Annotated in this window: 18 protein-coding genes; 10 read left to right on the top strand and 8 right to left on the bottom strand. The window is 68.7% G+C overall.

Translation table 11 applies throughout. The features are described from left to right. Together ABZX92_RS15700 and ABZX92_RS15695 are read right to left on the bottom strand one after the other, a co-directional pair. A partial coding sequence (locus ABZX92_RS15700; RefSeq protein WP_355558987.1) for a BTAD domain-containing putative transcriptional regulator occupies positions 1-610 on the bottom strand: 610 nt, incomplete at its 3' end. Between the two features lie 3 nt (positions 611-613). Continuing rightward, positions 614-988, bottom strand: coding sequence for a hypothetical protein (locus ABZX92_RS15695; protein ID WP_355558984.1), 375 nt, complete (start codon positions 986-988; stop codon positions 614-616). 550 nt (positions 989-1,538) lie between these two features. Here ABZX92_RS15695 and ABZX92_RS15690 point away from each other — a divergent pair. From ABZX92_RS15690 to ABZX92_RS15680, 3 genes are read left to right on the top strand one after another with little or no spacing between them, the layout of a single operon-like run. Beyond that, entirely contained in the window at positions 1,539-2,309 is a 771-nt protein-coding gene (locus tag ABZX92_RS15690) for a hypothetical protein (RefSeq protein ID WP_355558981.1), read from the top strand. Next, positions 2,299-2,814 carry a hypothetical protein gene (locus tag ABZX92_RS15685; protein WP_355558979.1) on the top strand — a complete coding sequence of 172 codons (516 nt, stop codon included), beginning with the start codon at positions 2,299-2,301 and terminating at the stop codon, positions 2,812-2,814. The genes ABZX92_RS15690 and ABZX92_RS15685 overlap by 11 nt, the downstream gene beginning before the upstream one ends. Continuing rightward, positions 2,811-3,038, top strand: a complete 228-nt coding sequence (locus ABZX92_RS15680) for a hypothetical protein (protein WP_355558976.1) — start codon at positions 2,811-2,813, stop codon at positions 3,036-3,038. The genes ABZX92_RS15685 and ABZX92_RS15680 overlap by 4 nt, the downstream gene beginning before the upstream one ends. Here the strand turns inward: ABZX92_RS15680 and ABZX92_RS15675 are convergent. The 5 genes from ABZX92_RS15675 to ABZX92_RS15655 form a co-directional block, all read right to left on the bottom strand. Then, positions 2,998-3,867, bottom strand: coding sequence for an alpha/beta hydrolase (locus ABZX92_RS15675; protein ID WP_355558973.1), 870 nt, complete (start codon positions 3,865-3,867; stop codon positions 2,998-3,000). The two genes, ABZX92_RS15680 and ABZX92_RS15675, sit on opposite strands and share 41 nt — an antisense overlap. A 14-nt stretch (positions 3,868-3,881) precedes the next feature. After that, positions 3,882-4,865, bottom strand: a complete 984-nt coding sequence (gene yjfF / locus ABZX92_RS15670; RefSeq protein ID WP_355558971.1) for a galactofuranose ABC transporter, permease protein YjfF — start codon at positions 4,863-4,865, stop codon at positions 3,882-3,884. Further along, positions 4,862-5,842, bottom strand: coding sequence for an ABC transporter permease (locus ABZX92_RS15665; RefSeq protein WP_355558968.1), 981 nt, complete (start codon positions 5,840-5,842; stop codon positions 4,862-4,864). The genes yjfF and ABZX92_RS15665 overlap by 4 nt, the downstream gene beginning before the upstream one ends. Further along, a complete protein-coding gene (locus tag ABZX92_RS15660) occupies positions 5,839-7,368 on the bottom strand; it encodes a sugar ABC transporter ATP-binding protein (protein WP_355558965.1) in 1,530 nt (509 codons plus the stop codon). The genes ABZX92_RS15665 and ABZX92_RS15660 overlap by 4 nt, the downstream gene beginning before the upstream one ends. 165 nt (positions 7,369-7,533) lie before the next feature. Further along, positions 7,534-8,502, bottom strand: a complete 969-nt coding sequence (locus ABZX92_RS15655) for an ABC transporter substrate-binding protein (RefSeq protein ID WP_355558962.1) — start codon at positions 8,500-8,502, stop codon at positions 7,534-7,536. A gap of 201 nt (positions 8,503-8,703) precedes the next feature. Here ABZX92_RS15655 and ABZX92_RS15650 point away from each other — a divergent pair, with 201 nt between their 5' ends. The 6 genes from ABZX92_RS15650 (at position 8,704) to araA (ending at position 17,738) form a co-directional block, all read left to right on the top strand. Beyond that, a complete protein-coding gene (locus tag ABZX92_RS15650; RefSeq protein WP_355558959.1) occupies positions 8,704-11,181 on the top strand; it encodes an alpha-L-arabinofuranosidase C-terminal domain-containing protein in 2,478 nt (825 codons plus the stop codon). Next, positions 11,178-12,629 carry a family 43 glycosylhydrolase gene (locus ABZX92_RS15645; protein WP_355558956.1) on the top strand — a complete coding sequence of 484 codons (1,452 nt, stop codon included), beginning with the start codon at positions 11,178-11,180 and terminating at the stop codon, positions 12,627-12,629. Before ABZX92_RS15650 ends, ABZX92_RS15645 begins: the two co-directional genes overlap by 4 nt. 83 nt (positions 12,630-12,712) lie before the next feature. Next, positions 12,713-13,726 (top strand): LacI family DNA-binding transcriptional regulator, encoded by a 1,014-nt coding sequence (locus ABZX92_RS15640; protein WP_355558953.1) that lies wholly within the window; start codon positions 12,713-12,715, stop codon positions 13,724-13,726. A gap of 150 nt (positions 13,727-13,876) precedes the next feature. Then, positions 13,877-15,559 carry a ribulokinase gene (gene araB / locus ABZX92_RS15635; protein WP_355558950.1) on the top strand — a complete coding sequence of 561 codons (1,683 nt, stop codon included), beginning with the start codon at positions 13,877-13,879 and terminating at the stop codon, positions 15,557-15,559. Beyond that, on the top strand, positions 15,559-16,212 hold the full coding sequence (locus ABZX92_RS15630) for an L-ribulose-5-phosphate 4-epimerase (RefSeq protein ID WP_355558948.1): 654 nt from the start codon (positions 15,559-15,561) through the stop codon (positions 16,210-16,212). The genes araB and ABZX92_RS15630 overlap by 1 nt, the downstream gene beginning before the upstream one ends. A gap of 17 nt (positions 16,213-16,229) precedes the next feature. Beyond that, positions 16,230-17,738 carry an L-arabinose isomerase gene (gene araA, locus ABZX92_RS15625; protein ID WP_355558945.1) on the top strand — a complete coding sequence of 503 codons (1,509 nt, stop codon included), beginning with the start codon at positions 16,230-16,232 and terminating at the stop codon, positions 17,736-17,738. On the opposite strand, the gene ABZX92_RS15620 is transcribed toward araA, so the two are convergent. Continuing rightward, positions 17,708-18,523 (bottom strand): alpha/beta hydrolase, encoded by an 816-nt coding sequence (locus ABZX92_RS15620; protein ID WP_355558943.1) that lies wholly within the window; start codon positions 18,521-18,523, stop codon positions 17,708-17,710. The genes araA and ABZX92_RS15620 overlap by 31 nt on opposite strands. A 174-nt stretch (positions 18,524-18,697) precedes the next feature. Here ABZX92_RS15620 and ABZX92_RS15615 point away from each other — a divergent pair, with 174 nt between their 5' ends. Continuing rightward, on the top strand, positions 18,698-19,489 hold the full coding sequence (locus ABZX92_RS15615; protein ID WP_355558940.1) for a hypothetical protein: 792 nt from the start codon (positions 18,698-18,700) through the stop codon (positions 19,487-19,489). Positions 19,490-19,594 lie beyond the last annotated feature (105 nt).

Here is a 19,594-nt window from a genome sequence, read left to right as displayed (position 1 = left end):
GGAGCCTCGTGCGCAGGGCGTGGAACTGGTCGAGGGCTTCGGGGATGCGACCGGCCTGGGCGAGTGCTCGCATGTGCTGGGCGGCCACGCGCTCGTCCAGTGGCTTGTCCGTCGCGTGCGCGGCGATGGAGGCCAGCAGCTCCGGGCCTCTGCCGAGCTGCAAACGTGCGTCGATGAGGTCGAGCTCGGCGGCGTCGCGTTCCTCGTTCAGCCGATCGCGGGTCAGCTGGGCCCACTCGCCCGCGATGCCGGTCAGCGGTTCGCCCCGCCACAACGCGATGGCGTCGCCGAGTTTGTTCTCCTTGCGCAGTTTCCGGAACCGCATCAGGTCCACAGAGGACTCTTCCGCGACGAGCGCGTACCCGGTCGGCCGGGTGGCCAGCTCGATGCCCGCCTGCCGCAGCCGCGAGAGGTAGCTGTGCAGCGTCGACCGTGCCTGCGCGGGCGGCTCGTCACCCCAGACGCGTTCGGTCAGCTGCGTGATCGACACGGTCTTGTTGACGTCGACCGCCAGCGCCGCGAGCACACACCTCTGCCGCGCGGGCCCCAGTTCGACGTGGTGCCCGCCGACCCGCGCGCTCACCTCTCCGAGCAGGTCGATCTCGACCACGAATCAGCTGTCCTTCTCGGCGGCGACGAGCGACACGACGGCCAGCCCGGTGTTGACGGCGGAGACGATCGTGGTGAGCTTCGCCGCCTTCGCCGGGAGCTCGCCACTGCGACCAGCGTAGAACGCGGCGGCGGTGTCCGTGGCGTGAATGAGCACAGCCTGCCGCAGGACCCGGCGACTGGGCTTCAGGGTCAGCAGGTCGACGCCGAGCACGAGGGTGCGGATGCCGAACATGCGCGCCGGGTACACGAACCGCTTGTCCTCGCCCAGTTCGCCGCCGAGGCTCTTCGCCATCTTCCCGGCCGCGAACAACCCGAGCGCGCCGTTGAAGATCCGGACGCACGCCAGCGCCGTCCGGGTGACATCGCCCAGCTTCATCAAGCCACCTGTCCTGTCGATCTCCGCGCAGGCCACGATCCTAGTCGCGCGCCGCGGTCACCCGGTCCGTGCTGGAACCGGGGTGATCAGCAGAACGATTGCTCCGGGCAGCTGACTGCGGCCAACTCACGATCACGGACCGCGGCACAGCCAGTCGATGGCCGGCCGCCGACTTCACCGGGCCCTGCATTTCACCGGTGGGGCTGTCCGCCTTTGCCGTCGAACGTTCGACAGATGGTGTCGAACTCGTGCGGACGCAATCACAGCGAGCCGCTGTGAAAGATGTATAAGCATTCGATTGAACCTTTTCGGTTGTTGACGTGTTCAGTTGTGAGCGGTAACACTGCCTCTACCACGGTAAACACAGAGATAGTTGCGAGTGGACATGGGTTTCGCGCGGTCGGCGCACCTGTTTGTCGCACGGATTGTCCGACCCCTCATCATGCTGGGATTGAAATTGCCCGAGACGGCCGAGTTGAACATTCATGAGAGGCGCCCGGCGATTGTCCGCCTGTTCTGGTGGCGCTCCCGGCAGTCGACGCGACTGGCGATGACGTGCCTCGGTGTCGTCACCGCGGTCGCCACCACCGGAGCGGTCGGCTTCGCCGGCGAGGTGCTGCCGCAGGACTACCGGCGTGCCGGACCGGAAGCGGCCGTGCACCGGGGCGACTCGTTCGAGGCCGTGGTGCGCACGGTGTCCGATGTGGACTCCTTCGACGGTGTGGAACCCGTCACCGGGCTCTCCTTCCGCGCTCACGTCGCCGGGTTGCTCCACGCTGGTTGCCGGTCTCCCGAGTCACGCGAAGCCGCCCAGAACCTGTTGCTCGGCAGGAACGTCCGGCTCGTCGTCAGGAAGGACGGTGGTTTCGACAGCGAGGTGATGACGGTCGACGTGGTGCTGCCGGACGGAACGGACTACGCGCGCACGATCGTGCACGGCGGTTGGGCACCCGCAGATCTGATGGCCCGCGATGATCTCGCGATCGTCGATTCCTCCGCCCGTCAGGAGCACCGTGGTCTGTGGGCCGTCAGCTGTGCCACGGACGAGCAGACGACGGTGACGACGACGGGCTCCGGCGAGTCCTCGTCCTCTGTGCCAACCACGACCACAACCGCCGCAACCACCACAACGGAGCCTGATCCACCGTCCTCACCTGTGGTCACGTCCACCTCGCCACCTTCACGCGACGGCTCCTGGCTGGACGTTCTGCTGGGCAGGCCGTGCTACGTCGAAGGTGCGCGGAGGACGTCCGCGAACGGCGACGAGATGGTCTGCGAGCGCAACGGCCGTGACCAGCTGAGGTGGCGGCGTGTCCACTGAGGATCCTGTCGACCTGTTCAGCAAGCCCGCCGACGGTCCCGGCGGGCAGCTCTGCCTCCCGGACGGCAGGCCGCCGCGCGGTCTGACCGCAGGTGGCTGGGTGCGCACGACGGGCTGGCTCCAGTTCGGCGACTGGCCGGTGAGCTCGGCGCTCATGGCGGCGTTGCTGGGGATGCTGGGGGCGATGGTCTGTGCGGTGTTGCTGGTCAGCACGTTTCCGGTCGCCGCCGGTGTCCTGGTGGTCGTGGTTCCTCTGCTGTTCGGAGCCGCGTGGGGGATTCTGACCACGTTCGTGCAGCCCGCGTCCCTCGCGCGGAACATCGGGACGAAGCCCGCCGAGAGGCTGTCTCCAGGCGATGTCGTCCGGTTGTACGGCTCGATCGGACCGGTCGGGCAGGTGACCGCGGTGACGCTCGCGGAGAGCGTGCGCGTGGCGTTCCACGGTGGGCGACACCGCACCTGGGCTCGCCGTGAGGTGGTGCACGTGGCGGAGCTGCTCAGTTGACGGACTTCGACGCCGCGATCGGCAGCGATCACGATGCCGGGGTGACACGACGATCCTCCGCCAAGCCGGGCATGCGCGATGTCGCGGCGGCCGCGTCGAGCCCCTGGGCGTCCGGCGGCACCTACGTCGGCTGCCTCGGCAACAACGGCACGCTCACGGGACCGAACGTGGACGGGGCGCGGTTCACCCCGCTCGTCGTGTCGAACAAGCCGACCCGGCGGTAGCGGGTCCGCGGGCCAGAACTCCTGGCGCAGGACACTGGGCCGCGGCCAGCCAGGCCTCGATGTCGTGCCGCGCGGCTCTGGCGATCTCGGTGTCGCGGTTGGTGAACGCGTGCGGCGCGCCGGGGTAGACGCGCAGGTCGGCCTCGCCTCCCGCTGCCCGCACGCGTGCGGCCATGGCCTGGTTGTCGTGCAGCAGGATGTCCTCGGCGCCGACGACCATCAGCAACGGCGGCAGATCGCTGAGATCGCCGTGCACAGGGGAAATGTCTGGCACAGTGCGGTCTTCGACGTGCCCGGCGTAGGCCTGGATGAAGTACTCGTCGGCGATCAGCCGGCCCGCCGCGGTCAGTCCGCTCAGGTCGTACGTGCCGAACTGGAGCACGGCGCGATCGAACGCTTTCAGCCCTCGGTCACGCAGGCGCAGCAGCGTCGTGACGGCGAGGGTGCTGCCCGCCGAGAACCCGCCGATGGCCAGCTGTGTCGTGCCGAACCTGGCCTCGGCGTGCTCGATGAGCCACAGCGCGGCCGTCTCGCAGTCGTCGGGCGCGGCCGGCCAGGGATCTTCGGGGGCGATCCGGTAGTCCACGCTGACGACGGCGAGTCCGAGCGTGTCGGCGAGCTGCTGGTTGCGCGCGTTCTCCCGCGCGGTCGGGCCCAGGTAGAAGCCGCCGCCGTGGATGTCGAGGTAGACGCCACGGGGTGGCCGGCCGGGACCGAAGATGCGCACGGGCACCTGCCGGTCTCCGGCTTCGACCACCTCGTGGGAGGTCACGGAATCCCGCTGGGTGCGCAGCGCCAGCAGCTCGTCGTGGTTGCTCGGGCCTTTCACGGACCGAGATCCTGTCAGGTCGCCCTGCCGCGGATCAGGCCGCGCTGCACCGCGATGAACACCAGCAGCAGCGCACCGATCACGATCTTGGTCCACCACGAGCTGAGCGTGCCCTGGAACGAGATCAGCGTCTGGATCGTGCCGAGCACCAGCACTCCGGCGAGGCTGCCGAGCACGTAACCGACGCCGCCCGCGAGCAGGGTGCCGCCGATGACGACGGCCGCGATCGCGTCCAGTTCCATGCCGACGGCGTGCAGGCCGTAGCCGGACAGCATGTAGAGGCTGAACAGCAGGCCCGCCAGCGCCGAGCAGAACCCGCTGATCACGTAGACGCCGACCTTGGTGCGCGCGGTCTTGAGGCCCATCAGCAACGCCGACTGCTCGTTGCCGCCGACCGCGTAGACGGTGCGGCCGAACCTGGTGCGGTGCAGCACGAAGAGGGCCGCGGCGACCACGACGAGCGCGATGATCACGTTGTAGGTGATGGTGACGCCGCCGGGCAGTTCGATGACGGCGGTGGCGATGCCGCGGAACGTGGCGTCCTTGATGGACACCGACTCCACGCTGATCAGGAAGCACAGGCCGCGGGCCAGGAACATGCCGGCGAGCGTGACGATGAACGGCTGGATGTCGAACTTGTGGATCACCAGGCCCATCAGCAGGCCGAGCGTGCTGCCGATGACGAGCACGGCGATGATGACCAGGGGGAGTGGCCAGCCCGCTTTCAGCCCGGCCGCGGTGACCATCGTGGACAGTGCGACGACCGAGCCGACGGACAGGTCGATGCCGCCGCTGAGGATCACGAACGTCATGCCCGCCGCGAGGACGATCAGGAACGCGTTGTCGATGAACAGGTTCGCGATCACCTGGCCGGACGCGAACCCGTCGTAGAGTCCTGAGCCCACCCCGAATGTGAGCGCGAACAGCACCACGGTCGCGAGGACCGGCAGGAACCGGGACGGCAGCCGCGACGTCAACCGGGTCGTGAGAGCGGTCATGTCGTGGCCACCTTCCGGAAGCTGAGCGCGGCGCGGGCCTTCGGGGCCTGGACGAGGCACACGGTGATGACGACGACCGCCTTGAACACCAGCGTGACCTCGGGTGCGACGCCGATCGTGTAGACGGTCGTGGTGAGGGTCTGGATGATCAGCGCGCCGAGCAGCGTGCCGGTGAGGGAGTAGCGGCCGCCCGCGAGCGAGGTGCCGCCGATGACGACGGCCAGGATCGCGTCCATCTCGATCCACAGGCCCGCGTTGTTGGCGTCGGCCGCGCTGACGTTCGAGCTGATCATGAGGCCCGCGATGCCCGCGCACACCGCCGCGAACACGTAGACGGTCCAGATGATGGTCTTCGCGCGGACACCCGCCAGCCTGGACGCCTCGGGGTTCACGCCGACAGCCTCGATCAGCATGCCCAGCGCGGTCTTGCGCGTGGTGAGCGCTACCAGCCCGAGTACCGCGAGGCTGATCAGGATCGAGATCGGCAGGATGAGGAACCCGGCGCCGACCTGCCGGTACGGGTCGTTGTTGACGGTGATGATCTGACCCTCGGTGACCAGCATGGCGATGCCGCGGCCCGCCGTCATCAGCACCAGGGTGGCGATGATCGGCTGGATGCCCAGGCCCGCCACCAGGAAACCGTTCCAGAGGCCGAGGAGCGCGCAGAGCACGAGCGCGATCGCCATGCCCGCGAACGCCGTGCCCGCGTCACCCGACGCTCCGATGTGGACACACGTGACCGCGCCCGCGATCGCCGCGACGGCGCCGACGGACAGGTCGATGCCTCGGGTGGCGATCACGAGGGTCATGCCGAGCGCGATGAGGAGCGTCGGCGCGCCGTTCTTGAGCACGTCCACCAGGCCGCCGTAGAGGTGGCCGTCCTGGATGCGCAACGAGAAGAACGACGGGGTGACGACGAGGTTGAGCACCAGCAACGCGGCCAGCGCGAGCAGGGGCCACAGCAAGCGGTTCTTCATGACGCCACCTCTTCGGAAAGGTGCTCGCCGGCGATGAGCCCGACGACCTCGTCGATGCTCGAACCGCCGTCCAGCTCGGCGATCTTGTGCCGGTCGCGCAGCACCACGATCCGGTCGGCGATGCGCACGACCTCCTCCAGTTCCGCGGAGATGAACAGGACCGCCGTGCCCTCCGCGGCCAGGGACGTGACGAGCTGCTGGATCTGGGCCTTGGCGCCGATGTCGATGCCGCGCGTCGGCTCGTCCAGGATCAGCAGCCGCGGTTCGGTGACGAGCCAGCGGGCCAGCAGCACTTTCTGCTGGTTGCCGCCACTGAGCGTGCGCACCAGCGCGTCCGGGTTCGCGGGCCGGATGTCCAGCGCGGCCAGGTACTTCTCGACCAGCTGGTCTTTGAGCCTGCGCGGCACCGGGCGGCTCCACCCGCGCGCGGCCTGCATGGCGAGCACGAGGTTGTCGCGGATGCTGAGGTCCGCGACCAGGCCTTCGCCCTTGCGGTCCTCCGAGCAGAACGCGATCCCGGCCGCGATCGCCGAGCGCGGCCCGCGCAGGTGCAGCGGTGCGCCGTCGACGAGCAGCCTGCCCTCGGTCGCCTTGTCCGCACCGAAGAACAACCGTGCCAGCTCCGTGCGGCCGGAACCGAGAAGCCCGGCCAGCCCGACCACTTCGCCCGCGCGGATGTCGAGGTCGAAGGGCGCGATGGCGCCTTTCCGCCCAAGTCCTTCCGCGCGCACGAGCACCGGGCCGGACGCGGTGCGGCGTTCGCTCGCGTCCTCGATCGCTTCCAGCGCACCGAGTTCGCGGCCGATCATGGCCGCGATGAGCGCACGCCGGTCCAGGTCCTTGCTGAGGTGCTCGCCGACGAGAGCTCCGTTGCGCAGCACCGTCATCCGGTCGGCGATCTCGTAGACCTGGTCGAGGAAGTGCGACACGAACAGGATCGCCACGCCCTCGTCGCGCAGCACCCGCATGATCCGGAACAGCTCGGCGACCTCACCGGCGTCCAGGCTCGACGTCGGTTCGTCGAGCACGAGCACGCGGCAGTCGACCGCGATCGCCCGGGCGATCGCCACGAGTTGTTGCACGGCAATGGGATGTGACTCCAGCACCGACCCGGGGTCGATGTGCACGCCGATCCGGGCGAGCACCGCGGCGGCCCGCGTGCGCATGGCCTTGAAGTCGACGCCGCCGAGCTTGCGGGGTTCGCGGCCCAGCAGGATGTTCTCCGCGACCGTGAGGTTCGCGCAGAGGTTGACCTCCTGGTACACCGTGCTGATCCCGGCCTGCTGGGCGTCGCCGGGGCTGGTGAACGCGACGGTGTCACCCGCCAGCAGCACGGTGCCGCTGTCCGGGGTGTGCACGCCGGTCAGCGTCTTGATCAGGGTGGACTTGCCGGCGCCGTTCTCGCCCATGAGAGCGTGCACTTCGCCGGGGAACAGCCGGAAGTCGACGTCCTGCAACGCCTTCACGCCAGGAAACGCGAGGCTGATGCCCCGCATCTCGACGACTGGCGGCGGTGACTCGGTCATGGCGGGAGCCTTCGTCGCTCGGGGTGCGGGGCCCGCCACTGGATGCGCAGTGAGTGACGGGCCCCGCAGTCTGTGGTGAATCAGAGCTGGGGTGCGGGACCCGCCGCCGGGATGGTGGAGAGGACGGCGGGCCCCGCAGTCTCGGGAAGGATCAGTACCGGCTCATCAGTACTGTCGCTGCGGGAGTGCGGCCTTGGCCTGCTCCTGCGTGAACGTGCCCTCCTCGGTCACGACTCGCGCGGGCACCTCCTCGCCCTTCACGACCTTCTTCGCCAGCTCCATCAACTGCTTGCCCAGCAACGGGTTGCACTCGACGATGTAGTTGATCTCGCCGCCCGCCAGTGCCGTCATGCCGTCCTTGACCGCGTCGACGGTGATGATCTTGATGTCCTTGCCGGGCACCTTGCCGGCCGCCTTGATCGCCTCGATCGCGCCCAGGCCCATGTCGTCGTTGTGCGCGTAAACAACGTCGATCTTCGGCTGGGACTTGAGGAACGCCTCCATGACCTGCTTGCCGCCGGAGCGGGTGAAGTCACCGGTCTGCGAGGCGACGATCTTGATGTCCGGCTTGGAGGCGATCTTCTCCTCGAAGCCCTTCTTGCGGTCGATCGCCGGTGCCGCGCCGGTGGTGCCCTGCAGCTCCACGACGTTCGTCGGGCCGGTGGCGTTCGCGACCATCCAGTCGCCGGCCTTGCGGCCCTCCTCGACGAAGTCCGAGCCGAGGAACGTCTTGTACAACGACTTGTCGTCCGAGTCGATCGAACGGTCGGTGAGGATCACCGGGATGTTGGCGCGCTTGGCTTCCAGCAGCACGGTGTCCCAGCCGGTCTCGACGACCGGGCTGAACGCGATCACCTTGACCTTCTGCTGGATGTAGGACCGGATCGCCTTGATCTGGTTCTCCTGCTTCTGCTGCGCGTCGGAGAACTTCAGGTCGATCCCGGCGGCCTTGGCCTCGTCCTGGACCGACTTGGTGTTCGCGGTGCGCCAGCCGCTCTCGGCGCCCACCTGGGCGAAGCCCATCGTGATGGTGTCGCCCGACGAGCCGGTGCCGGCACCGCCAGAGCCAGAGCCGCACGCTGTCAGCGCGCACAGCGCGATCACGCTGGCGGCTGTCGTGATCTTCTTCAGCACAGGGATTCCTCCGAGGTGACTACGGTGTCGCGGAGCCTGGCCGCGTGTCCGCGGCTGTCAGGTGGACAAGAGTGAACGCTCACATCAGTCGCGTCAAGCCTTCGACCATAACGACTTGTGACCGTTGACCTGATCTGATGGCGGTCGTATGTTAGCGCTCACTTTTGCTGCGCACGCCCACGAACGCCCCGGAGCCAATGAATGTCCCCCAGGCACGTGCTGCTGTCCGCCGCCCTCGCGGCCTCCCTGCTGGCCGCCGTCCCCGGTTCGGGCGTGGCGGCCGAGACCGACTACACGCTCAAGGTCGACGCCACGAAGAAGGGCGCGTCGATCGACGACACGATGTACGGGGTCTTCTTCGAGGACATCAACCGGGCCGCAGACGGTGGCCTCTACGCCGAGCTCGTGCAGAACCGCTCGTTCGAGTACGACAACGCCGACAACGCGTCGTACCACGGCCTGACCTCGTGGGCACCGCACAGCGGCACCGTAGATGTGATCGACGACAGCGGCCGGATGAACGAGCGCAACCGCCGCTATCTGAAGCTGGGCCTGCCCGCGGGTGTCATCAACTCGGGTTACAACTCCGGCATCGCGGTGCAGGAGGGCCAGCGCTACGACTTCTCGGTCTGGGCCCGCACTGACCAGCCGGCCACACCGTTGACCGCCACGATCACCGACCCGGCCGGCAACCCCCTGGGTGACGCGGTGAAGATCCAGGTGCGCGGCGACGGCTGGGCCCGCTACACCAGCACCGTCCGCGCCAGGAAGTCGACGACGACCGGCCGGTTGCTGGTCACCGGCGGCGGCACCGGAACCCTGCGGCTGGACATGATCTCGCTGCTGCCGCAGGACACGTTCAAGGGGCACGGGCTGCGCCGCGACCTCGCCGAGAAGGTCGCCGCGTTGAAGCCCGGCTTCGTGCGGTTCCCGGGCGGCTGCCTGGTCAACACCGGCAGCCACTACGGCTACGACGCTCCGGCGTACGAACGCCGCCGTTCGTACCAGTGGAAGGACACGATCGGCCCGGTCGAGCAGCGCGCGACGAACTGGAACTTCTGGGGCTACAACCAGTCCTACGGGCTCGGCTACTACGAGTACTTCCAGTTCGCCGAGGACGTCGGCGCGATGCCGCTGCCCGTCGTGCCCGCGCTGGTCACCGGCTGCGGCCAGAACCGCGCCACGGACGACCCCGCGCTGCTGCAGCGGCACATCCAGGACACGCTCGACCTGATCGAGTTCGCGAACGGGGCCGCCGACTCGGCCTGGGGCCGCAAGCGCGCCGAGATGGGGCACCCCGAGCCGTTCAGGCTCACCCACCTCTCGGTCGGCAACGAGGAGAACCTGCCGGACGAGTACTTCGCCCGCTTCACCGAGTTCCGCAAGGCGATCAACGCCAAGTACCCGGACATCACGGTCGTCGGCAACTCCGGCCCCGACGACACCGGCGGCACGTTCGACCGGTTGTGGCAGCTCAACAAGCAGGCCGGCGTGAAGATGGTCGACGAGCACTACTACAACAGCCCGTCGTGGTTCCTGGAGAACAACAACCGTTACGACTCCTACGACCGCAACGGTCCGAAGGTGTTCCTCGGCGAGTACGCCTCCCTGGACAACAAGTACTTCAACGCTTTGAGCGAAGCCGCGTACATGACCGGCTTGGAACGCAACGCCGACGTGGTGAAGCTCGCCTCGTACGCACCGCTGCTGTCCAATGAGGACTACGTGCAGTGGAAGCCGGACATGATCTGGTTCAACAACCACGCGTCGTGGGGCTCGGCGAGCTACGAGACCCAGAAGCTGTTCATGACCAACGTGGGCGACGAGGTCGTGCCGAGCACCGCGTCCAGCACCCCGTCCGCCCAGGCGCCGATCACCGGCGCTATCGGGCTGTCGACGTGGGCGACCGCCGCTGCCTACGACGATGTGCGCGTTACCAACGCCAGTGGCCAGCAGTTGTTCGGCGATGACTTCTCCGGCACCGACGCGCAGTGGACCAAGACCGGCAAGGGTGCCTGGAACGTGGTGAACGGCGCCTACGTCCAGTCCGACGCCGCAGCTGAGAACACCTTGGTCACCGCGGGCGACAAGAACTGGCGCGACTACACGCTGAACCTCAAGGCCACGAAGCAGTCCGGCAAGGAGGGCTTCCTCGTAGCGTTCGGCGTGCAGGACACCGGCAACCACTACTGGTGGAACCTCGGCGGCTGGAACAACACCCAGTCCGCCGTGGAAAAGGCCGTTGGTGGCGCCAAGAGCACGCTGATCACCAACAACACCAGCGTCGAAACGGGCCGCATCTACGACGTGCGGGTCGAGGTCCGCGGGCGCAAGGTCGCGCTGTTCCTGGACGGGCAGAAGTGGGGCGAGTTCAACGACGACTCGCGCGTTGAACCGTTTCGACAGGTCGTGACCCGGGACGTGGCGACCGGCGAGCTGATCGTCAAGGTCGTCAACGCGCAGGACAACGCCGCCCGCACCTCGATCGACCTCGGCACACCGGTGGCGTCGACCGCGAAGGTCACCACTCTGCAGGGGCGTCCCGACGACGTGAACACCGAGTTCGCCCAGCCGATCAAGCCGCGCACCAGCCAGGTGAGCGTGCGCACCGTCTTCACCTACACGTTCCCGCCGAACTCCGTCACGGTCTTCCGCGTCAAGGACAGGAGCCGCAAGTGATCGACCGCAGATCCCTGCTGCTGGGCACGGGCGGTGTCCTCGCCGCCACCGGCACCCTTTCGCTCGCGGGTTCGGCTGCTGTCTCCGCCGCTGCCGCACCTGCGGCGGAACCTGACACCGGGTTGCCGACGCGCAGCCCACTGGTCGAGCAGCGCGCCGACCCGTTCATCACGCCGCCGACCGACGGCATGTACTACCTGACCGGGTCGGTGCCGGAGTACGACCGGATCGTGGTCCGCGGCGCGTCCACTCTGGACGGTCAGGCGGCGGCACGGGAACGGACGATCTGGCGTCGCCCGGCGGCCGGCAAGATGGGCGGCTACATCTGGGCTCCGGAGCTGCACCGCATCGACGGCAAGTGGTACGTCTACTTCGCCGCGGGGGACAAGGACGAGCCGTTCCGCATCCGCACCTACGTGCTGGAGTCGCCCAACGCCGACCCGCGTGAGGGCGGCTGGGTGCTGCGCGGTCAGATCGTCACGCACCTGGACACGTTCACCCTGGACGCGACCACGTTCGCGCACCGCGGCAAGCGGTACTTCGTGTGGGCGCAGAACGACCCGGCCGTGGGGTCCGGCACCAACCTCTACATCGCGGAGATGGCCTCACCGCTCGCGTTGAAGACCACCCCGGTACGGATCGCCACGCCCACGGCGTCGTGGGAGGTGCAGGGCTTCCGGGTGAACGAGGGGCCGGCGGTGCTGGTCCGCAACGGCCGGGTGTTCGTGACGTTCTCCGCGAGCGCCACCGACGCGCGCTACTGCATGGGGCTGCTGACCGCCGACGAGAACGCGAACCTGCTCGACGCTCGGTCGTGGACCAAGTCCGCTCAGCCGGTCTTCTCGACGCACGCGCCGACCTCGCAGTACGGGCCGGGGCACAACTCCTTCACCACGGCCGGCGACGTGGACGTGCTGGTCTACCACGCCCGCGACTACCGCGACATCACCGGCGACCCGCTGTTCGACCCGAACCGGCACACCCGCGTGCAGCGGTTGCACTGGAACGACGACGGCACGCCGTCGTTCGGTGTCCCGGTGGGCAAGGGCGGTCCGATCAGCCGGCTGGCCACGCTGGACGGACTGTTCGTGCGGCACTACGAGTACCGGCTGCGGGTCGACGGCAACGTCCGCGAGCTGGCCGACTCGCAGTTCCGGTTCGTGCCGGGCTTCCTCGGCTCCGGCACCGTCGCGCTGCAGTCGGTCAACTTCCCCGACCGGTACGTGCGGGTGGACGGTGACGTCGTGCGCATCGACCCGTTCGAAGACACGGACGCGTACGGCCGGGCGGCGAGCTTCCGGCGGGTCTCCGGGCTCGCGGACAGCAAGGCGATTTCGTTGAATGTTGGAGCAGATTCTTATCTCATTCACGATCGGGGCAGACTGGTGGCCGGCAGGCCCGGCAATGACCGCGACGCGCGCCGACGTGCGACGTTCCGGCTCGAATAGCGGTCACAATGGGCCTGCTGCACCGAGACCGAGGCGTGTTATCGCTAACATGATCGGTCTAGACCAAGGATCGGAGACCGTCCGTGGACCAGAAGACCGTGCGTGACCCCGCGATGACCGACGTCGCCCGCCTCGCCGGGGTGTCGCACCAGACGGTCTCGCGCGTGCTCAACGACCATCCGAACGTCCGGGAGCAGACCCGCCTTCGGGTCCGGGCCGCCATCAAGGAGTTGGGTTACCGGCCCAATCGCGCGGCTCGTGCGCTGGTCACGGGCAAGACGCAGCTCATTGGCGTCGTGGCGCAGAACTCGACGCTGTACGGTCCGGCCTCGCTCCTGTCCGCCTTCGAGGAAGCGGCGGGGGAGGCCGGGTTCGCGGTCAGCGTCGGCAGGGTCAAGGTGCTGGACCGCGAGTCGATAGCAGCCGCCGTCGAACGCCACCGCGACCAGCGGGTGGCCGGGATCGTGGTGATAGCGCCGAACTCGTCCGCGGCCGACGCCCTGGCCGACGTCCCGGCGGACCTGCCGCTGGTCACCGTGGACGGCGATCCGGAACGCCCGACGCCCCTGGTCACGGTCGACCAGGCCGCCGGCGCCTACGCCGCCACCGAGCACCTCCTGGAGGCTGGACACCCGACGGTGTGGCACGTCTCGGGTCCGACCGACTGGTTCGACGCGGCCGGGCGCGTGGACGGCTGGCGGCGGGCACTGGAGCGGCGCCACGCCGAGGTGCCGCCGGTGGTGGCGGCCGACTGGAGTGCCGCGGCGGGTTACAAGGCCGGACAGATGCTGGCCAGGATGCCCGAGGTGACCGCGGTGTTCGCGTCCAACGACCACCTCGCTCTGGGTGTCCTGCGCGCGATGCACGAACGCGGACGCCGGGTGCCGCACGACGTGAGCGTCGTCGGGTTCGACGACGTGCCGGAGGCGGCCTACTTCATCCCGCCGCTGACGACGGTCCGCCCGGACTTCGCAGCGGTGGCGCGGGAGACGCTCAGCCTGCTGCTCGAGCAGGTCAGCGAGGGCGAGTCCGCGCGGTCTCGCCGGACGATCGCACCGGTGCTGGTGCAGCGCGAGAGCGTGGCCCCGCCGGCCTGACCCAGTCAGCGGAGGACCCCGCCCGGTGTCTCGCCGAGCGGGGTCTTTTGTCGTGCGCTCACTCTCTTGCTCATACCGGTTCTATCAAGGCTTTTCGTGACGTCTCATCAGCATCTTGACGGGCCGAATGTTAGCGATAACACTCAGCTCGTGACTGACGAGACGATCCATCCCGACGCGTGTGTGGTGGGCGTCGACTTCGGCACGTTGTCGGGGCGCGCGGTGGTTGTGCGCGTTCGCGACGGCGCCGAGCTCGGCACCGCGGTGCACGACTACCGCCACGGCGTGGTGGACAGCGTTCTGCCGGTGACGGGCCGGGCCCTGTCGCCGGAGTGGGCGCTGCAGGTGCCGGCCGACTACCTCGACGTCCTGCGGACCGCCGTCCCGCAGGCCGTCGAGGCCGCCGGGGTCGCGCCGGAGCTCGTGATCGGCATCGGCACGGACTTCACGGCGTGCACCATGGTTCCGGTGACGGCCGACGGGAAGCCGTTGTGCGAGCTGCCGGAGTTCACGGACAACCCGCACGCCTACATCAAGCTCTGGCGCCACCACGCCGCCCAGCCGCAGGCCGACCGCATCAACGACCTGGCCCGCGAGCGCAAGGAAGCGTGGCTCCCGCGCTACGGCGGGCTCATCTCGTCGGAGTGGGAGTTCGCCAAGGGCCTGCAGGTGCTGGAGGAGGCGCCCGAGGTCTACGCGGCGATGGACCGCTGGGTCGAGGCCGCCGACTGGATCGTCTGGCAGCTCACCGGCGAGTACACCCGCAACGCCTGCACCGCCGGCTACAAGGGCATCCACCAGGACGGCGGGTACCCGAGCGAGGAGTTCCTGGCCGAGCTCAACCCGGAGTTCCGCACGTTCGTCCAGGACAAGCTCGACCACCCGCTGTCCGCACTCGGCGACCGCGCCGGATCGCTGACGGCGCAAGCCGCTGAATGGACCGGGCTGCCGCAGGGGATCGCGGTCTCTGTCGGCAACGTCGACGCCCACGTCACCGCACCCGCCGCGCAGGCCGTCGAGCCCGGCCAGATGGTCGCGATCATGGGCACCTCCACCTGCCACGTCATGAGCGGCGAGGCCCTGGCGGAGGTCCCGGGCATGTGCGGCGTGGTCGACGGTGGCATCGTGCCGGGCCTCTGGGGTTACGAGGCAGGGCAGTCCGGCGTCGGCGACATCTTCGCCTGGTACGTGAAGAACCAGGTGCCGCCCGCCTACCACGAGCAGGCGAGCGAACGCGGAATCTCCGTGCACGAGCTGCTTTCCGAGCTGGCGGCCCACCAGGCGCCAGGCGAGCACGGGCTGATCGCGCTGGACTGGCACAGCGGCAACAGGTCCGTGCTGGTCGACCACGAGCTGTCCGGTGTGATCCTCGGACAGACCCTGGCCACGAAAGCGGAAGACGTCTACCGCGCACTCCTCGAAGCCACCGCGTTCGGCACGCGGGTCATCGTGGACACGTTCACCGACGCGGGCGTGCCGGTCACCGAGCTGGTGATCGCGGGCGGGCTGATCAAGAACCGGCTGCTGATGCAGATCTACGCCGACGTCACCGATCTGCCGTTGTCCGTCATCGGTTCCGAGCAGGGCCCGGCGCTCGGCAGCGCCATGCACGCGGCCGTCGCGGCAGGCGCCTACGAGGACATCCGCGAGGCAGCCGGAGCCATGGGTTCCGTCCAGCGCAACGTCTTCATGCCGATTCCGCAGAACGTCGTCGCCTACGAGCGTTTGTTCGTCGAGTACCAGGAGCTGCACGACCACTTCGGTCGCGGTGGCAACGATGTCATGCGCCGGCTGCGCAAGTTCCGCCGTGAGGCACTGGAGGGGAAGAGCTGATGTCCGCCACGGCAGAGCTGCGCCGCACGGTCGCCGACCTGCACCGCGAGCTCACGAAGTACGAGCTGGTGATCTGGACCGCGGGCAACGTCTCCGCGCGGGTTCCCGGCCACGACCTGATGGTGATCAAGCCGTCCGGCGTGTCCTACGACGAGCTCGGACCGGACGCGATGGTCGTGACAGACCTGCACGGCAACCTCGTGGAAGGCGAGTTCGCGCCGTCGTCGGACACCGCCGCACACGCGTACGTGTACCGGCACATGCCCGAGGTGAACGGGGTCGTGCACACGCATTCCCCGTACGCCACAGCGTGGGCGGCGCGCGGCGAGCCCATCCCGTGCGTGCTGACGATGATCGCGGACGAGTTCGGCGGCGAGATCCCGGTCGGCCCGTTCGCGTTGATCGGCGACGACTCGATCGGCCAGGGCATCGTGGAGACGCTGAGGACCAGCAGGTCGAAAGCCGTGCTCATGCGCAACCACGGCCCGTTCACGGTCGGCCCGACCGCGAAGTCGGCGGTGAAGTCCGCCGTGATGCTGGAGGACGTGGCGCGCACCGTCCACTTCGCACTCCAGCTGGGCAAGGCGAGTGCCATCGAGCAGCACGACGTCGACAAGCTTTACGAGCGCTACCAGAACGTCTACGGGCAGTGAGCCCACGAGGAGAACACATGTCGTTCGCGGGCAAGCCGCAGGTCTGGTTCCTCACCGGCAGCCAGCACCTCTACGGCCAGGAGACGCTCGACCAGGTGGCGGCGCAGTCCCAGCAGATCCAGCGCATGCTCGCCGACTCCGGCCGGATCAGCACCGAGATCGTGTGGAAGCCGGTGCTCACCGACGCGGCCGCGATCCGCTCGATCATGCAGACGGCGAACAACGACCCGTCGTGCGTCGGCGTGATCGCGTGGATGCACACGTTCTCGCCGGCGAAGATGTGGATCACCGGCCTCGACCTGCTGCGCAAACCGTTGCTGCACCTGCACACCCAGCTGAACGAGGCGCTGCCGTGGTCCACGATCGACATGGACTTCATGAACCTCAACCAGGCCGCGCACGGTGACCGCGAGTTCGCCTACGTGCAGACGCGCATCGGCGTGGCGCGCAAGACGGTGGCGGGTCACGCGAGCGACCCGCAGCTGGCCTCGCGCATCGACGGCTGGGCGCGCGCCGCGGCAGGGTTGGCGCACCTGCGGTCGTTGAAGCTCGCACGGTTCGGCGACAACATGCGCGACGTCGCGGTGACCGAGGGCGACAAGGTCGAGGCCGAGTTGCGGTTCGGCGTCTCGGTGAACACCTACGGCGTCAACGACCTCGTCGACGTGGTGGACGCGGTGGCGGACGCCGACATCGACCTGCTGGTCGCCGACTACGCCGAGACCTACCGCCTGGCACCGGAACTGGCGCGCGGGGGAGACCGGCACGCGTCGCTGCGCTACGCCGCCCGCATCGAGATCGGCCTGCGATCCTTTTTGGACGATGGCGGTTTCGGGGCGTTCACCACGAACTTCCAGGACCTCGGCGGCCTGAAGCAGCTGCCGGGCCTTGCCGTGCAACGACTGATGGCCGACGGCTACGGCTTCGGCGGCGAGGGCGACTGGAAGACGTCCGCACTTCTCGCCGCGGTGAAGGTGATGGGCGCCGGAACCGGGCGCGGCACCTCGTTCATGGAGGACTACACCTACCACTTCGGGCCGGGCACGCCGAAGGTGCTCGGCGCGCACATGCTGGAGGTGTGCCCGACGATCGCGGACGGCGTGCCGTCGTGCGAGATCCACCGGCTCGACATCGGCGACCGCGAGGACCCGGTGCGCCTGGTGTTCGACGCGGCGGCGGGCCCGGCCGTGGTCATCGGCCTCGCCGACCTCGGCGACCGCTTCCGCCTGGTGGCCAACGAGGTCGAGGTCGTCGGACCGGACGAGCCACTGCCGAACCTGCCCGTCGCCCGCGCGGTGTGGCGGCCGGCGCCGTCGCTCTCGACGTCGGCCGAGTGCTGGCTCACCGCGGGCGGACCGCACCACACCGTGCTGACCCAGGCCGTCGGATCCGAGACGCTGCACGACTTCGCCACCATGGCGGCCACCGAGCTGGTGCTGATCGACTCGGCGACCACCCCCGGCCAGTTCGGCGACCGCCTGCGCTGGAACGCGGCCTACCACCGCCTCGCGGCGGGGATGCGCTGACTGACGTCGCCCGCGTAGAACGCGGCGATCCGCTTCCAGGTCGCGACGGGGTTGGAGTACATCGGCAGGTGCCCGCTGTGCGGGATCTCGGCGAGCTCCACCCCGTTCGCGTCCAGCAGCGGCAGAAAGGACAGTGACGCGCACTCCTCGCCGTAGAGGTACATCTTCGGGAAGGGGAGTGCGAGGAACTTGTTCAGCAGGTCTCCGTGGTCGGCGAGCTCGACCACGGACCGGAAGATGCCGTGCACGGCTCCTGGCCGGACCTTGTGCGGCAGGTTCGCGGCGTACAGGCCGCTGGAATAGCCCTGGCCGCGGCGGATGCCCTCCAGGAAGCGTTGGAAGAGGTCGCCCGGTTCCTGGTGGGACAGCACCTGTTTGGTGGGCGCGCAGTCCTCTGGTGTGAGCGTGCCCTTGATGTTGACGAAGCTGAGCACCCGGCCCGGCTCGCGGTGTGCGAGCAGCAGTGCCGTGAGCCCGCCGAGCGAGTGCCCGACGACGTGGTAGCGGCCGATGCCCGCCCGGTCGAGCATCGCGCGTGCGGTCTCCACCAGGAACGGTACGTCGATCGCCCCGAGATCCGAGCACTCCGTGGCGCCGCACCCCGGCAGGTCGTAGGCGAGGAAGGCGCGGTCGGCGAAGTCGTGCCGCTGCGTGATGTCGGTGTAGTCCTCCTTGCTCGTGCCGAACCCGTGCAGGAACACGATCGGCTCGGTGGCGCCGCCGCGGTGCACGGCGGCGATCTTGAGGTTGACCCCCTGAACTCTCAGGAGAAGCTGTTCGTGCACGAGTCTGTGCGCCGATGGCATGGTGGTCCCCGAATTCTGCGCAGGTGCGTCTGCGGTACGAGACGGCCAGCATCGCACCAACTGTGAACGCTCACAAGTAGTTGAACCCCGGACCGTCCCGGTCCGTATCCCGGTGTGCCGGCACATCCGTCCACTGATTCGTGAGGGTTCGAAATGTCGAGAGCTCATGCAAAACCAGAGCGGCGCAAGCGGGTGCTCATTGCCGGAATCGCCGTCGCCGCCAGCTTGACCGCGGGGACCGCGATCGCCGCGTTCGCCGCCGGTGGCGACAACGCCGCCGGTCAGTCGATCGCGTGCCCGAAGCCCGTCATTCCGGTGGCCGTTCCCGCCCAGGCGCAGGCCGAGGTCCAACGTGAACTGGCCAACCTGGACAAGCAGATCGCCGAGGCGAACAACAGGCTGCGCACTTCCGCGGGAGAGGGCGGCCCGAACTTCGTGCAGAACGCGATTCTCGGTCCGCTGAAGGACAAGCGCGTCGCCGCGCTGAACCGCATCGAGACGGCCATCGGCCGGGTCGCCGAGAAGCCGGAAGGCCTGGAAAGGTTCGCGACCTGCGGACTTGGCACGGCTCCGGCCGTCGGCGCGGCGCCGACGACCTCGCGCCAGGCGTCCTCGGGGAACAACACCGGAACCGGTTCCGGCAACGGATCGCAGGCGTCGGGGAAGACGATCGAGTGCCCGGTGCCGGTGCTGCAGAACGTTCCCGCGAAGGCTCAGGCCGAAGTGGACCGCGAACTGCAGAACCTCAACAAGCAGCAGGCCGAAGCCAACGAGCGGCTGCGCACCTCAGCCGGTCAGGGTGGGCCGAACTTCGTGCAGAACGCGATTCTCGGGCCGTTGACGGGCAAGCGCGCCTCCGCGCTCGACCGGATCGCGATCGCCATCGGCCGCGTCGGCACGCGGCCTCAGGGACTGGAGCGTTTCGCCACCTGTTCGCTCAAATAACCCTCCTCGGGGTCGAGAGCAGCAGGGCCCGTGTCTCCTCGGGATGAGCGTTCCGGTGAGGGACTGCCGAGCGGAAGCGCCACCGCTCGGCAGTCCCTTGACGCA

The organism is Lentzea sp. NPDC006480, from assembly GCF_040611995.1.
Taxonomy (GTDB): domain Bacteria; phylum Actinomycetota; class Actinomycetes; order Mycobacteriales; family Pseudonocardiaceae; genus Lentzea.
This window is presented reverse-complemented; position numbering and strand designations above follow the sequence as displayed.

Coding starts and splice junctions, on each gene's coding strand:
- ABZX92_RS15695 (WP_355558984.1), bottom strand. CDS start 988: ATGAAGCTGGGCGATGTCACCCGGACGGCGCTGGCGTGCGTCCGGATC.
- yjfF (WP_355558971.1), bottom strand. CDS start 4,865: ATGACCGCTCTCACGACCCGGTTGACGTCGCGGCTGCCGTCCCGGTTC.
- ABZX92_RS15630 (WP_355558948.1), top strand. CDS start 15,559: ATGTCCGCCACGGCAGAGCTGCGCCGCACGGTCGCCGACCTGCACCGC.
- ABZX92_RS15615 (WP_355558940.1), top strand. CDS start 18,698: ATGTCGAGAGCTCATGCAAAACCAGAGCGGCGCAAGCGGGTGCTCATT.
- araA (WP_355558945.1), top strand. CDS start 16,230: ATGTCGTTCGCGGGCAAGCCGCAGGTCTGGTTCCTCACCGGCAGCCAG.
- ABZX92_RS15665 (WP_355558968.1), bottom strand. CDS start 5,842: ATGAAGAACCGCTTGCTGTGGCCCCTGCTCGCGCTGGCCGCGTTGCTG.
- ABZX92_RS15660 (WP_355558965.1), bottom strand. CDS start 7,368: ATGACCGAGTCACCGCCGCCAGTCGTCGAGATGCGGGGCATCAGCCTC.
- ABZX92_RS15690 (WP_355558981.1), top strand. CDS start 1,539: ATGACGTGCCTCGGTGTCGTCACCGCGGTCGCCACCACCGGAGCGGTC.
- ABZX92_RS15650 (WP_355558959.1), top strand. CDS start 8,704: ATGTCCCCCAGGCACGTGCTGCTGTCCGCCGCCCTCGCGGCCTCCCTG.